Below are 13,926 nucleotides of genomic sequence, written 5' to 3'. Positions count from 1 at the left end.
ACATTATTTATCCCTATTTGGCATAGGTGTCAAATCGGTTAAATCGGTAATTTTTATGGGATTTCCGGTTTCAATACTGTTTCGGGCTGCGATACCGATTAGAACAGACATAGCACCGTCCCTGCTTCCTGCAGATCGTTCATATGGATCAGCAGTACCAGCTGTTCGGAATATTTTATCATGTAAACGTTGATCTCCACCTCCGTGTCCGCCTTTCTCTGTTGGGACAGTCACTTTTTCAAAATCTTTCCAAAGTTTATGCACTATAATGGTTTCATGGTTTGCTTCTTCCAATGCCGATTGTTCCATTTCTTTGGCATGCATTTCAGCCTGATCCACCTTTGTTTTTTTATCGTAAGGAATATCTAAAGATGCTTCTATTCGTCCTTTGGTTCCGTTAAAAGCTAATCTCCAGCCTTCAAAAGGGGAGTAGGTGGTAAGAGAGTAGTTTACAATAGCATTGTTGGCATATTTTATTTGTGCAGACATTTTATCATAAATATCAATTTCTTCCCTGAAAAGGCAGTTATCCCTGATGTAGCCATCGTATTTTTCATTGGCTACATATAAATCCATAGCTTGCTGGTCTTTGGTAATGTCATAATAGTAATCGCAAGTTGTTTTATGATCGCAATTTCTACAGTTTTTACCTCTAAATGGATTTGCTTTTCCATAATGTTCTAAATCGCCCAGGGCAAAAACTTCAGTTGGATCAGAATCAAGCCACCAATTTAATAAATCAAAATGGTGTGTAGCTTTGTGTACCCAAAGTGAGCCTCCGCTTTCTTTTTGACCATGCCATCTTCTGAAATAGGAAGCGCCATGATAGGTGTTTAGATACCAATGGAAATCAACAGAAGTGATTTTTCCAATCGTATTATTGGCTAATAGTTCTTTTATTTTAGTGCTATAAGGACTCCATCTGTAATTAAAGCCTACAATCAGATTTTTACCTGATTTTTTTTCAGCATTTAGAATTTCCTGGCATTTATTTTCATCGGTGGTCATCGGTTTTTCGGTAAGTACATCATAACCTGATTCTAATCCTTTAACGATAAACTGATGGTGTGTGGAATCTTTTGTGGTAACAATAATTAAATCAGGTTTGGTCTTTTTGAGCATATCGTCAAAATTTGCAAAAGTAGGGCAGTTCACCCCCATGAACTTTTTTGCATATTCCAATCTTCCCGGATTAATGTCACTGAGGCCTACAAATTCAAGAATATCTGAATATTCCTGAACTAATCTTTTACCCCAGAAACTAATGCCTCTGATTCCAGTTCCAACAAGGACAATTCGAAGTTTTTTAGTACTATCAAAATCAAAAGAACTGAGAGGAAATGCTGTATAAGCTGCAAGCATGCTTAAAGACGTTAAAAATTTTCTTCTTGTGACATCCATAAATTTTGGTTTTAATTAAGGTTGGTTAATAAATTCAATAACTGATTGGTTTTTTTAGGTTTTTAAATGTAATTAATTTATTGATAGTTTGTTAAGGCTGTTTTTGTTTTTTGCCTGAAGAAAATAAAAAAAAATCATCTGATATTTTTGGAATAATGGCAGATGATTTTTTGTATGTACAGAAATGATAATTTCTTAGGAGTTAACTAAACTAGTTTGTGTTGTTTCTTCAACCTCTGCTTTTTTTCTCCAATAATTGGCTAATAAAGAACCTGAAACATTCATCCACGGACTAAATACAGCTGATGCCAAACCTACGGTGGCTAATTTTCCCATGGATCCGGCAAGTCCCGAAGCCATTCCTCCGTTTTGTAAACCAACTTCAAAAGCGATGGTGCGACTACTGCTTTTGTCTAATCCACAAATACGACTCAGGTAATAACCAAAGAAATAACCGGCACTATTATGTAAGATAGCAACCAGGAAAAGGATAAAGCCTATTTGAATTAAATTATCCCTGCCGGCAGCGGTGGTTACCAAGGTGAAATAAATGATTCCAAACATCGAAAAATAGGGCATTAAACTATCAATTTTTGGATAAGCCTTATAGACTAAATGATAAGCTTTCCCTACTAAAAACGCTCCGGCTATAAAGCAACTGATTTCAATTAAATGACCAACAGTGCTATCGGTTTCATAGCTTAACGAATTGCTAAAAAAGAATAAGGTTATTAGCCAAATTGCAGATAGTATAGTTAAGAAATCAATTCTTTTTCGGGCTGTTTCTCCGTAGTTTTTAAGAATGTCATGAATCATAGCGGCTGCTAATGGAACTAGTACAATCTTGATAATTTCCATCATCATATTAAAAAACTGTACTTCGACCATAGTTCCGGCAAATATTTTCATTAAAAACGGAGTCATAACAGGAGCTGCCAAGGTTGAAATAGCAGTTACTGTAACGGATAAAACCAGGTTTCCTTTGGCAATATAGGTCATTACATTCGAAGCTAAACCGCTGCTGCAAGAACCAATTAGTATAATTCCCGCGGCAATTTCGGGTTCGAAGTGGAAGGTTTTTGCCAGAATAAAACCAGTAATAGGCATAATCGTAAAATGACCTAAAAGACCAATGATGACTCCTTTTCCTGATTTTCGAATGCCTGTAAAATCTTCAATACTCATTTGGGTTCCCATCCCAAACATTACCAACTGGATGATGATTAGTATGAGCCATTTGTTGCGTAAATCTATCGAACCAATATGTAAAAAGGTTTGCGGGTAAATCAATCCTGCACAAACCGCAGTGATAATCCAAAAAGTGTATTGGTAACCACTCAAGAGTTTGCTGTGTCCAATGCCAATGGCTAAACTCGAAAAAGCGGTAATTAAACTAATTTTCCAAATGTTGTCCATTTGGGAATACCAACCAATAGCAGCAAGGATAAATAAGATAGGACTGGCCCAAAGAAAAAATTTACGCATATAGTATGGTATTAAAAGTAAATTTCGGCTAATTTTTTCATTGCAATTCCCGGACTGGCTAAGATAGGAACTACTTTTTCAGCATCGCTTAAACCATCAACCACACGTGCCATTGAAGCCTGTGCCAAAACAATAACACCTACTTCCTGCATCAATTCTTTTAAGGCTTTGGCAACCATTTCGTCATGTTTTGCCGCATCGCCACTCATCAGGGCTTCGAAAGCGCCATCACATAATTTAGAAACAATGTTCACATTTTTTCCTGCTGCCAAGGCTCTTCTTCGTACCAAATCACTCGTTGGTTCCAGCGTAGTAGGCAAGGTAGCAATTACACCTATTTTATCACTTATTTGTACGGCTTCGTCAGCCATGGCCTGATCTACTCTGATTACAGGAACAGTACATAAAGTGGCTGCTGTTTCTATGGCTACGCCAATGGAAGAACAGGTTACCAAAATCACATCGGCTCCCGCTTCTTCGGCTGCTTTTACGTGGTTTACCACTCTGGCTGCCGTATTAGGCATTAGTTTTCCTTTTTTAATAACATCTTTAATTAGGCTGTCATCTACTATGTTGAAGGTTTCTACGCCACTTAAATGCTCCGAACTCAGTTGCTGAAATAAGGGTACTAGGGTTGCTGAGGTGTGGACGAATCCTAATGTTTTTGCTTTCATGATAATTTTTCTCCTTTTAATACTTTTATAAAATAGTCTGGAGCGCCTACCTGGCCTCCTTTAAAATTTAATTCTAATCCGTTTACATGTTCATCTTCCGAAATGGCTTTGCAAAGCGGTGCTCCGGGGGCTAATGGCGCAATCATTTCTAAGGCAAAAATTCCTAATTCGGATGCGGCATAACTCGAAGTATCGCCACCGGCAAAAAGGATTCTTTGCACTTTTATAGACTTTAAAACTTCTTTGATAATCTGTCCTAAAACACGACCGTAAATTTTACTGCTTTGTTTTTGGATTTCTTTATGGTTTAGACCGCTGTGTTTTAAATAATCTTCGGTTTCAGCAATTCTGGGGTCGTTAGTCCCAATGCTGGTGTGTAAAATAGTATTTTGTCTTTCTTTTAGTTTAGCAATAATTGCTGCCGCAACATCGGCAATGCTTTGTTCCTGATGGTCGTGATGCATGACCTTGCTTTCTAAAGCAATGCCTTCAAAACCATTTGTCAGGGCATATTCTATTTGGCTTCCCGTTACAGGCGAACAACTACCCGAAATAACAAGCAGGGGAGCGGCCTCACCAGGATGTTTGAATTCAAATTGGTTGTTAATTATCTTTTCATCTTTCCAGGCTAATCCCAATGCCATTTCGACTCCCGATGAACCTACAGAAAAAACGGTTTTTTCTTTAGCTAAGTGATGAAAAACTTCCCCAATGGTTTTTAAATGGCCATGATTCAATCCATCAAAAAATAGAATCTCTTTTTCTTCTTTGTTTTTAATTTCGTCTAAAATAGCTGCTGTACCCGCCTCAATGGTGTTGAGGTTGATAAGATCTATGGTTTTTGAAGTTTGCTTTGCCAAATGTAATCTCAGGTCGGCTTCATCGGCAGGAGTAACGGGATGTTTACTCATCGAAGGGTGACGGTCAATGCGATGGATTTCTCCATTTCCGGTGGTTCCCATTCGGGCAAATAAATTCCCAAACGCACAATACCTGCCCAAATGTGGTGCGGCAGGGGAGATTAAGGTCGTTTTTTGATTAAAAACCTCGCTCCCTATTTCGATGGCCTTGCCAATATTTCCAACGTGTGGTGCCGAATCAAAAGTCGAGCAAACCTTGTAATGAACCTGCTCCGGGAAAAAGTCTTTCAGTGTTTCGAATGCAGGATACAATTCGCCTTCCATTTCTAACGGAGACATCGAACGGCTTTTTCCTGCTAAACCAATAGCCTGGATACCGGGGAATAGTTCTAAATCTTTGTGAAGGGGATGACGAAGAAAAAGAACGGTTTTTATACCGGCTAAAGTCAGGAATTCCAAAGCATCCGTGGAGCCTGTGAAATCATCTCCATAGTATGCCAATAATAAAGGATGTTCTTTCATTATTTCGAGAATTTTTTTACTGATGCTGCAAATTCAGGATATTGTAATGCGGCTTCTTCTACAGATAAGCCATTAACGGCAGCTTTCCAGGCTTGTTGCAGGGCATTTACCCCCGCTGTTGCTCCCATAGGATGTGCTAAAATTCCGCCACCTGCCATATACAATAAATCGGTAGTTTGGGTTCTTCTATAGGTTTCCGGTGCCTGTCCGCCCCATTGTCCTGAAGAAACTACCGGTAAAGGATTGTTTTCACCAATAAATGGTTTTAAGCACGATTGTATAGAAGTCACCACTGAATCATCGGATTCCCAGAATTTATTCTGGATTCCGTTAACGTGCATTTGGTCAACACCGGCCATACGCCATATTTTTTGATAAGCCGGGAATTCAATTCCCAGTAACGGATGACGGTTTAACATTCCCCAACCATTTCTGTGTCCGTGGATAACCAAATCACCCTGGTCACAAATTTTCTTGGTAGCACTCAATCCCACGCTATTGATGCTAATCATGGCGCAAGTTCCTTCGTGTTTTTTGATCAAATCGTATTTTCGTTGCATTTCGTCAATTTCGTCGCTGATGTTGAATGCATACATTACTTTCTTACCAGTTTTTTGCGCATGATTGTTAATTACCTTCATGATAACGTTTACACGGTCGTCAAAAAGAGAGTTTGCGGTAGATCCCATCAATTCATCATCCTTGATAAAATCGATACCAGCGTCAATTAATGTTTTAACTAAAGCAGCAGTTTCATCAGGACTCATTCCTACACTTGGTTTAATAATAGTACCAATCATAGGTCTGTCACTCACACCGCAAGACAATTTAGAACCTTTGATTCCAAATTGTGGTCCTCTGTATTTATTTTTAAAAGAATCAGGAACATCAAAATCCATTAGTTTTAAACCTGTAAACTGACTGATTTCGTATAGATTTCCTTGTAAAGTACTAATAAGCACAGGCAAATTATAACCGAAATTCTCAATCGACCAACTCACCTTAACTTTAGCTCTTTGGTATTTTTTTCCTGGAATGCTGTTTCCCGGAATCGAAGGTTCATCAGCCGAATCTAATATTTCAATATTTTCTACGCGGGCAGCAAAGCGTTGTTTGAGCTCGGCGGTTTCTCCCGGAACGGATACAAAAGTTCCCGATGATTGTTCGCCGGCCAATACTGCTGCGGCTTGTTCTACTGCATAAGGGGTTTCGATGTAGTATTCTGCAAAAATTCTTTCCATTGGGTATTTATAAAATCTTATTTTTTTATTGATAAAATGTCTTTGTAATGGTCTAAAAATTAAACCAATTCTATTCAAACGGCATTATGTAAAAATAAGACTTAAAATTATAAATACAAGCGAATTTTAGTGTTTTCGAAAAAAATAAATAATATTCGAAAATAATAGTAAATAAAACCAAGCAAAAAAGCAACCCGATGAGGAGTTGCTTTTTGCCGGTATAGATTGGAGTTTATTTTAGAATTTTATTCAATAAGAATTTTTTTAGTGAATTCGCCTTTTGTAGTTTCAACTTTTACAATGTAAACACCTGGCTTTGTTTTTTTGATGTGAACTTGTATGTTGGATTGATTTCTGTTTTCTTCTATTTTCCAATTATCAACTTCAAGAGCGATGTCATTGTAAAGTCTTATTTTTTGAACTCTACAATCTTTAATTTGATTATTAATGTTGATATTGTTTGATTTTTGAATGTGAATAATCGTTAAATCAGCATTTGTTTCAGGTTCTGGCTCTGGTTCAGGAACTATTGTATCCACAGCAGGATTAAAAAAGCGCAATGAAAATCGGGTTTTATTTGTTCCGGCAGGGAGATTGATTTCAAAATTACTACCTTTAATATTGTTGTAAGTATTGGTTAAATTATCGTAAATATAAATAGGCTGGTTTGCATCGAAATTTTCCAAATCATCAATCATGAATTTTACAATTCCTTCGGCATCAATTTTTACACCAAGCGGATAGGAAGCAAATCGGTCAAAAGTACCTACTCCCTGGATAACTAAGGCGTTTTCCTGACATAAAAAATACATATCATTCGGTAGTCTGTCCATATTGAAAGCGTCATAACCAAAATCCATTTCGTTTGTTGCTTTGTTATCTATAAAACCCAGTAAAATTTGTCTATGGTAATCGTTGCGAGAGTTAAAGCCCAGACGGATTTTTTTGTATTTAGAATCAACTACCACATCATTTTCATTGGATCTTGAAGTAGTGGTTGAAGTTAATTTAGCCGTGTTACTAATTTTATACATAACATTAGAATTAGCAGCATCATCTTCTTTATGGAAACTTCTTTGATTGTTATCATATATGATTGTTCCTCCGCTAGCTGCTTTCCCTACTACAAAGAAAGCTTGTCCTACCGGAATAAAACGATTAGGAATTCCTCTTGATGGAGTTCCTAACTTACTAATGAAATCTACATTAGCTGATGATGGAGCTACACCTCCGGTTAAATTTCGAGTCGCATAGCCTCCTTGATAATCTCTTAAAACATGAGTGTTATTAGTAGCATAATGTTCCCAATAGTAAATAGTTCCTGTTATTGAATTGTTATTGTCGTTAATAAATGCTTCGCTATCAAGCGAACATGGATATGGATTTCCGGCTAATAATAATTGGTTTGCACTTACTGAATTAGTGTTAATTAGTCCGTTGTTAGGTTTACCCACAAAAGTGTAGTTTTGAGTTGTAGTGCCTGCACCGCTACCTTTCATAGTGTAACCTTGTCCAACTCTGACTGTTGAATTTTCGTTCATTTGAACCCAATTAGCATAAGCATTGGCATAATTATCAAATTTGTAAAGCCAATAACGAGCAATACTTATAGGACTTGTAGGAGAACCATTGTAACCGCTAACCCATTGAATGTTCCTTGGAGTAGTAGTTGTACCGTCTTTCATAACACTTGCAACAGTATAATTTTGATTATTGGTAGTCGTGTTTATTGTGCCTACCGGAGCGCTCCAATAGTTATAATTAAATAAGTTTGATTGTCCTTGCTGGTCTCTTTCTATTGAGCCGCTACTGTTGGTATCCAAAATACTTCCTTGGGTTTGTACTAATTGAGATTTGTTTACCAAATCAATTTTACCATTTAATTTTAAATAATGTGAAATTTCTATTTTGTTATCACTATTTGCAGTTAAGGTATTGCTGCTAACTAATAATCCTAATACAGTTTTATTTCCTGCAGTTGTAATATTATTATCTGTTTTAACAATGTTCCAGTCAATATAGCTGCTATTATCAACTGCTGTGGTATTAGGAATGTTCCAAACATCGCCGTGTGTCCAGGTATTACTGGATTCCCATGTTCCGTCTAAAATAGAAGTATAGGGAAGGGGGGCTGTTTCGGGTTGGGGTGTATAGATGTTTAATAATCTTCCATTTCGGGTATTAGTTGAAATATCTAATAAGTAGCCATTGCTTAAATCGGTTGCTTGAACCATTTGGTAGTAACCTTCTAAATTAGACCAGGTTAATCCGGGAATAGCTAAAGGAACTGTTGCTCCCATAACGGTATTATTATCGTTTTGAATTTTTTGATTCATCATTTGGCGTATTTGTGCATCGGTTAATGCTAAATTCCAAATGCGTAATTCCTGTGTCCATCCGCTAAAGAAATGAATAGGATTGTATGGGAAAACCGTATTTTGTGCCATGGCTCCCAGTATAAATTTGGCATTGTTATTAGCAATTGGGTTTGTTCCGGCTACAGCATTACGTACACTTACACCGTCAACATAAAGATTGTAATTACTTCCATCAAAAGTTACGGCAACATGATACCATCTTCCTGTGCTGATAGCATAGTTAGAACTAATCGAATTTCCGTTGTTCCAGTTGAATGAAAGAGTGTTATTAACTAATCTTAAATCGTAACCATCGTTTAAGTTGGAAGCATTTCGTTTAGACAAAATAGTTTGAATATTTCCATTTGTAGCTTCTGATTTTACCCAAACTTCGATACTGAAAGAACCATTGCTTAAATTAAAATTATCTTTAAAGTTAACATTATCATCTGTTCCGTCAAAGTCAAGATAGTTGCATGGATTTAATGTTATTTGTACATCATCACTAACATCAGGACATTCACCACCACCTGAAACAGTCCATCTCAAGGTATATACACCATTATTAGGACTAAAAAATTCTGAAGTCGGACTAGTGCTGTTTGAAAAAAGCTCTCCTCCACCAGCAGGGCCGCTTATGATAGACCAGTTTCCTGTTGCTCCTGCTGTTGCAGCTAGTTGTACTGATTCTAAACCACATGAAGCTATTTGGTCGTCTCCTGCTAATGCTGATAAACAAGAACTACCATCTATGTCAACTATAATCGATCCGTCAATAGGTTTAGCGCATTCGGAATTATCATAACCCTGAAAGAAATATTCGGTTGTAGAAGTTCCTGAAATAGCACCAATAGCTGTAATATATCCTGTTTCCAGTGATACTTCGGGACTGCAGCCTTCGTTTAAAATGATAATACAATTATCAGTTACATTAAGATCGAAGCTCAAGTCGGCGTAAATGTATTCCGGATGACCAGCGGTTATAGGTAAGGTACCTAGATTCCAGATGATACTGTTAGAGCCTGAATCATAATAAGGTAAATTGCTTGTCGTGAAACCATTGTAAGTGTGGGTTACAATAGTACTTCCCGGAGAGAAAACGGCTGTATTAGGAATAGGGATAGTTACTATCGTATTGTTGGTGGCTTCGGTTCCGCTGTTACTGATGTTTAAAGAATAGTTGATGGCCTGTCCGGGCAAAGCACTTAAGACAGGAGGATTCGTAACATTATTGATTGAGTTGACGCTTATTAAACCTTTAGGTTCCGGAACATAAGAGTCAACCGACATGGCAAAACCAAAAATTGTATAGACTTCGGAAGTGGATCCAAATCTAAAATTGGTAGAGGTTTGGTTGTTTCCAATAACTGTATTTCCTGCATTTGGAATAGTAAACATGCTAAAATCCACTCCGGTATTGTTTTGTAAAATAGGATTACTAGCTCCAACCGCTGGCTGAGGAAATATAGAAGAATTGAAGAAGTTGTTTGTTGTGTTTCCTGCGTGATTTAGGGTTAAATAGTTTGTGGCGTTGTAGGTATTTGGGTCTGCGTTTAATTTTTGTACAGCCAGATAATCGCCTGTTAAATTTCTATCACCTTCAGCTGCCATTACCCCCAGTTTCATATTTACATCACCAGAATCTACTGTGGTGAATCCTGAAATAGGGATGTTTCCAAATTCCCCAACTCCATTTAGTAGTCCGTTTATATAGGCATATCCATCAAAAAGAGTTACCGCACGACTTTTCATCACGGGATTTTCATATATAACTACCATAGTCCATCCTCCTGAATATCCTGGGTTTTGGGCATCAGAACCATTACTTCCTTCAACTAGAGCAATATCAGCTACGCTATAGGCTCCAGGGCCATGAGTTTTTACATAATCAGTAACTTCCTGATAGCCCACAAATATTCCGCCATAAGATGTTCCGGGGAAATAAACATTGGAATTGGCTGTTACCGTGGTGTATGAAGAAGCACCAGGACCTTTTAGTGAAATTACTTTTTTGTCGTAATTTTTATTTATAGAGTTAAAAACTTGAACATTTGCTATTGAATTTGAAGCGTCTTGATATTGGGCTTCTGATAATGTTTGAGATGTATTTCTGGTTATACTGTTGATTTTTAATACTGTGCCATCTAAGGGTAAAGAGTAAGGCGTACTAAATGTTGCTACTCCTGAATTATAAGATACAGATATATTATTTAACGATCCTCCGTTTATAGAAAGTTTTACTCTGTTTCCTCCATTATTATTGGTGAAATGAAAAGCATAGGTGTTTCCAAAAGAATTTGTAAAAGTATAAATTGGATAAAAATCATTAGAAGATCCTCCTCTAGTTATAGTTAATTTATAATTAGTATTTGTGATGTTTGTAGTTGCATTGTGGGTTACATTTTTTGAAGATTCCAAAGCTGTTTCTTTTGAAACCGTAAATGTATCTGTATTTTGTGATCTTCCAGTCCAATACAGACCAGCAAAAATGACAGTAGAACAATTTTGGAGGGCGCTATTTTCCCCTCCATTAGAAAGTTCCATGGTTGCCATAGAAGAATTCCAAGTATTGCTATCGCCGTCGATATCAACATATTTCATTGATTGTCCTTGGTTGTCACTATTTATAGAATAGTTTGAAAGGGTTAAGTTAGTATTCCCTAACATGGTGAAGTCTCCTTTTATATTATAAATGGTTTTTGCAGGAGTGGCCGCAGCAGTTCTTTGTGTAAAATTTACCTGAGGTGATGTAACCGTTTGCGCCTCCGTTTTGATAGAAAAACCTAACAAAATAAAGAGGAGTATTAAATAAAAATGGAGGTTTGTTTTTTTTGAGTAAAGGTGTTCCATAGTTTCTATTTAAGATTAGAACGAATCAGTTTTTGTTTCGATAAAAAAGCTATACTTTTTTCACGAAATAAAAATACTACCTTTTGATTTATTCGCCGATAAAAAGCAATAAAAATCGATAAAATGCATTTTTATTTATTAAAATTAAGAAAAAACTTTCTTTGTTGGATTTTGTGTATTCTGTTTTAAATTGTTGGTTTTTAGTTTTAACAGCTTGTAAAGGAGAGTGAAATGGTATCCTGTTTATAGATGGTTTTTTGTTGAGGTTTGAACAAAAAAAAGAGCCTGCCTTAACTAAAGACAAGCTCCTTTTTATTAGTAAATCAATAATCTATTCGTCGTCCGGTTCAATGTGAATCAGGACATGCCCTAATTCAGGGATTTCTTTTCGTAGAGTATCCTTTAAAATGTGAGCCAATTGATGTCCTTCTTTTACCGAAATTTCAGCACTTACAATTGCGTGTAAATCTACATGGTATTTCATCCCCGATTTTCTTATGAAGCATTTTTCGGTGTCGATAATTCCTTCTACCTGAGAAGCAACAACTCTAATATGTTCGATTAAATCATCATACAAATGTTCGTCCATAATTTCGCCCAGGGCGGGTCTGAAAATCAGGTAACTATTGTAAAAAATAAAACAGGAGGCAAAAAGTGCTGCCCAGTCATCAGCCGATTCATAACCTTTTCCTAAAACCAAAGCAATTGTAATTCCGATAAATGCTGCCACAGAAGTAATTGCATCACTACGATGATGCCAGGCATCGGCTTTTAACGAGGAACTATTGGTTTCGATGCTTCTTTTTATAACTAATTGAAAAGAATACTCTTTCCATAAAATTATAGCTCCTAAAATAAATAATGTCCAGGATTTAGGTAGTTCATGAGGTTGTTGAATATTGGCTATACTTTCGTAAGCAATAATGGTGGCAGAGGTAATTAAAAAACCAACAACCAAAAAAGTAATTAATGGTTCGGCACGACCATGTCCATAAGGATGATTTTCATCTGCCGGTCTATTGGAATACTTAATTCCAAATAAAACCAAAAACGATGCAAAAATATCCGTGGTAGATTCGATAGCGTCAGCAATTAAGGCATAAGAATTGCCAAAAAAACCTGCTAAGCCTTTTATAATTGCTAAGCAGGTATTTCCGATTAAGCTAAAGTAAGTTGCCTCAACGGCTTGCTGTTCTTTACTCATTTTAAATTTTATTCAACACGAACTATTTTAGCTCCAATGGCTCTTAAACGCTCATCGATGCGCTCATATCCTCGATCAATTTGTTCTATATTTTGTATTGTACTGGTTCCTTTTGCAGAAAGCGCAGCAATCAATAAAGAGATTCCCGCACGAATATCAGGAGATGACATAGTAGTTGCTTTCAAAGTTGATTTGAAATCATGTCCAATAACTACCGCTCTGTGTGGGTCACACAACATAATTTTAGCTCCCATATCAATCAATTTGTCCACGAAGAACAAACGGCTTTCAAACATTTTTTGGTGAATCAACACATCTCCTTTTGCCTGTGTTGCCACAACTAAAACAATACTCAATAAATCAGGTGTAAATCCTGGCCAAGGTGCATCGGCAATAGTTAAGATTGAACCATCGATATCTGTTTTAACTTCGTATCCATTTTCGTGAGTTGGAATATAAATATCATCACCACGACGCTCTAAAGTAATACCTAATTTTCTAAAAGTATTTGGAATCAATCCTAAATTGTCCCAGCTTACATTTTTAATTGTAATCTCACTTCTTGTCATAGCTGCAAGACCAATCCAGGAACCGATTTCAATCATATCAGGAAGAATTCTATGTTCGCAACCTCCAAGACTTTCAACACCTTCGATAGTCAATAAGTTAGATCCAACTCCGGTAATTTTAGCCCCCATCGAGTTCAACATCTTACAAAGTTGTTGTAAATAAGGCTCACAAGCAGCATTGTAAACTGTAGTTGTTCCTTTTGCTAAAACAGCAGCCATTACAATGTTTGCAGTTCCTGTTACAGATGCCTCGTCCAAAAGCATATCAGTTCCTTTAAGACCTTCTTCAGGAGATTCTACACCATAAAAATGGTCTTCTCTATTGTAACGGAATTTAGCTCCTAAATTGATAAAACCTTCAAAGTGGGTATCTAATCTTCTTCTTCCAATTTTGTCTCCACCCGGTTTTGGAATATATCCTTTTCCAAAACGTGCCAAAAGCGGTCCAACAATCATTATAGAACCTCTTAGTGCTCCACCTTCTTTTTTAAAAGCTTCCGTTTCTAAATAATCAACATTTACTTCATCAGCCTGGAACGTTATTGATCCCGGAGCTTTTCTCTCGATTTTAACTCCAAGATTTCCTAAAAGGGTAATCAATTTATTAATATCAATAATATCGGGAATATTGTTGATTGTTACTTTTTCAGAAGTTAAAAGTACAGCACATAAAATCTGTAATGCTTCGTTTTTTGCGCCTTGTGGAGTTATTTCTCCTTTTAAACGGATTCCTCCTTCAATTTTAAAAATTCCCATATTCTTT

At 36.7% G+C, this 13,926-nt stretch carries 8 protein-coding genes; all 8 read right to left on the bottom strand.

Going from position 1 to position 13,926, the window contains the following annotated elements:
• Window positions 1-3: 3 nt before the first annotated feature.
• A complete protein-coding gene (locus BIW12_RS01700; RefSeq protein WP_071183524.1) occupies window positions 4-1,401 on the bottom strand; it encodes a Gfo/Idh/MocA family oxidoreductase in 1,398 nt (465 codons plus the stop codon).
• A gap of 195 nt (window positions 1,402-1,596) precedes the next feature.
• Window positions 1,597-2,886 carry a bile acid:sodium symporter family protein gene (locus BIW12_RS01695; RefSeq protein ID WP_071183523.1) on the bottom strand — a complete coding sequence of 430 codons (1,290 nt, stop codon included), beginning with the start codon at window positions 2,884-2,886 and terminating at the stop codon, window positions 1,597-1,599.
• Between the two features lie 11 nt (window positions 2,887-2,897).
• Window positions 2,898-3,560, bottom strand: a complete 663-nt coding sequence (locus BIW12_RS01690) for an aspartate/glutamate racemase family protein (protein WP_071183522.1) — start codon at window positions 3,558-3,560, stop codon at window positions 2,898-2,900.
• Window positions 3,557-4,942: a four-carbon acid sugar kinase family protein gene (locus BIW12_RS01685; protein WP_071183521.1), complete on the bottom strand. Its 1,386-nt coding sequence runs from the start codon at window positions 4,940-4,942 to the stop codon at window positions 3,557-3,559. The genes BIW12_RS01690 and BIW12_RS01685 overlap by 4 nt, the downstream gene beginning before the upstream one ends.
• On the bottom strand, window positions 4,942-6,183 hold the full coding sequence (locus BIW12_RS01680; protein ID WP_071183520.1) for a ribulose-bisphosphate carboxylase large subunit family protein: 1,242 nt from the start codon (window positions 6,181-6,183) through the stop codon (window positions 4,942-4,944). Before BIW12_RS01680 ends, BIW12_RS01685 begins: the two co-directional genes overlap by 1 nt.
• Before the next feature lie 245 nt (window positions 6,184-6,428).
• Window positions 6,429-11,390, bottom strand: a complete 4,962-nt coding sequence (locus tag BIW12_RS01675; RefSeq protein ID WP_083382025.1) for a LamG-like jellyroll fold domain-containing protein — start codon at window positions 11,388-11,390, stop codon at window positions 6,429-6,431.
• A 331-nt stretch (window positions 11,391-11,721) separates the two neighbouring features.
• Window positions 11,722-12,594 (bottom strand): cation diffusion facilitator family transporter, encoded by an 873-nt coding sequence (locus tag BIW12_RS01670; RefSeq protein WP_071183518.1) that lies wholly within the window; start codon window positions 12,592-12,594, stop codon window positions 11,722-11,724.
• Between the two features lie 8 nt (window positions 12,595-12,602).
• Window positions 12,603-13,919, bottom strand: a complete 1,317-nt coding sequence (gene murA / locus BIW12_RS01665; protein ID WP_071183517.1) for a UDP-N-acetylglucosamine 1-carboxyvinyltransferase — start codon at window positions 13,917-13,919, stop codon at window positions 12,603-12,605.
• Between the last annotated feature and the right edge of the window lie 7 nt (window positions 13,920-13,926).

This window comes from Flavobacterium commune (assembly GCF_001857965.1).
GTDB lineage: Bacteria > Bacteroidota > Bacteroidia > Flavobacteriales > Flavobacteriaceae > Flavobacterium > Flavobacterium commune.
This window is presented reverse-complemented; position numbering and strand designations above follow the sequence as displayed.

Bases quoted from the DNA above. Each gene is read 5' to 3' on its own strand.
- BIW12_RS01695 (WP_071183523.1), bottom strand. From the start codon at position 2,886: ATGCGTAAATTTTTTCTTTGGGCCAGTCCTATCTTATTTATCCTTGCT.
- murA (WP_071183517.1), bottom strand. From the start codon at position 13,919: ATGGGAATTTTTAAAATTGAAGGAGGAATCCGTTTAAAAGGAGAAATA.
- BIW12_RS01675 (WP_083382025.1), bottom strand. From the start codon at position 11,390: ATGGAACACCTTTACTCAAAAAAAACAAACCTCCATTTTTATTTAATA.
- BIW12_RS01685 (WP_071183521.1), bottom strand. From the start codon at position 4,942: ATGAAAGAACATCCTTTATTATTGGCATACTATGGAGATGATTTCACA.
- BIW12_RS01670 (WP_071183518.1), bottom strand. From the start codon at position 12,594: ATGAGTAAAGAACAGCAAGCCGTTGAGGCAACTTACTTTAGCTTAATC.
- BIW12_RS01690 (WP_071183522.1), bottom strand. From the start codon at position 3,560: ATGAAAGCAAAAACATTAGGATTCGTCCACACCTCAGCAACCCTAGTA.
- BIW12_RS01680 (WP_071183520.1), bottom strand. From the start codon at position 6,183: ATGGAAAGAATTTTTGCAGAATACTACATCGAAACCCCTTATGCAGTA.
- BIW12_RS01700 (WP_071183524.1), bottom strand. From the start codon at position 1,401: ATGGATGTCACAAGAAGAAAATTTTTAACGTCTTTAAGCATGCTTGCA.